We start from the raw sequence: 1017 nt of genomic DNA, 5'->3' as shown, positions 1-1017 counted from the left end.
AGTGATTCAAGACCAAAACCCTACCTCCCTTGATCAGGGGAAAGATTCCAAAATCCAACATCGGACGATTCGCTTTGAGGTGATTGATACCGGGATAGGAATTAGCCCTCAACAATTAGAGAATATCTTCCAACCCTTTGAACAAACGGGGGATAGCAAATATCGGGCAGCTGGAAGCGGCTTAGGCTTAGCCATATCTCGGCAGTTGGTGGAATTGATGGGAAGCCAACTAAACGTTAAAAGCGAGTTAAGTAAGGGGTCAATGTTTTGGTTTGATGTTGCCTTACCTGTGGTTAAAGTTACCGAAGCAAAACGGAATATTGCAGGTCAAGTGATGGGTTACCACGGAAAACGACGCAAACTGCTAGTGGTGGATGATAACAAAGAAAATCGGTTGGTATTACTCAACATGCTTGAACCGTTAGGCTTTGAGGTGGTAACGGCAGAAAATGGTCAGCAGGGATTGGATGTCGCCATAGCGATCCGACCCGATCTGATTTTGACTGATTTATTCATGCCGGTCAAAACTGCTTTTACCATGGTGCCAGAAATTCGGGAAATACCCGATCTGAAAAATGTGCCGATCATTGCCCTTTCAGCCCGTACTTTTGACATAGTCCAGAAGCAGAGTCAGATGCTGGGCTGTGAAGGTTTTATACCGAAACCCGTTGACCAGGATCAGTTACTTGCTTTGTTGGAGCAGCTGTTGCAATTGGAGTGGGTTGATGACTGAGGTACTGTAATATCAAGTTTGGTTGAATACCCATAATTAAGGAGAAGGTGGGAAGTTGGTTCGTGTGGGAAGTGTGGGGAGATGGGGAAATGGGGAGATAGGGGAGATTTTTATTAAGGGTAATTATCCTGACATGATATGAGACCAATTTTCGTAAGCATTCAGCATATGCGCTACGCCCATATGCTTACCTTTCCCTTTTAACCTTTAACTTTTTTGAGATTTATTAAGTTACTCAGGTATTTTTAAAAAAAGTATAAGACTAAATCATTTCATGTCCGAGA

The 1017-nt window shown here is 43.2% G+C and carries 1 protein-coding gene; it reads left to right on the top strand.

Going from position 1 to position 1017, the window contains the following annotated elements; genetic code table 11:
* Positions 1-733: response regulator (locus tag F6K49_RS52905; RefSeq protein ID WP_293111139.1), on the top strand; the 733-nt coding region annotated here is incomplete at its 5' end.
* Between the last annotated feature and the right edge of the window lie 284 nt (positions 734-1017).

The organism is Moorena sp. SIO3I6 (assembly GCF_010672095.1).
The sequence above is the reverse complement of the archived record's forward strand: the minus strand, read 5'-3'. Positions and strand labels throughout refer to the sequence as shown.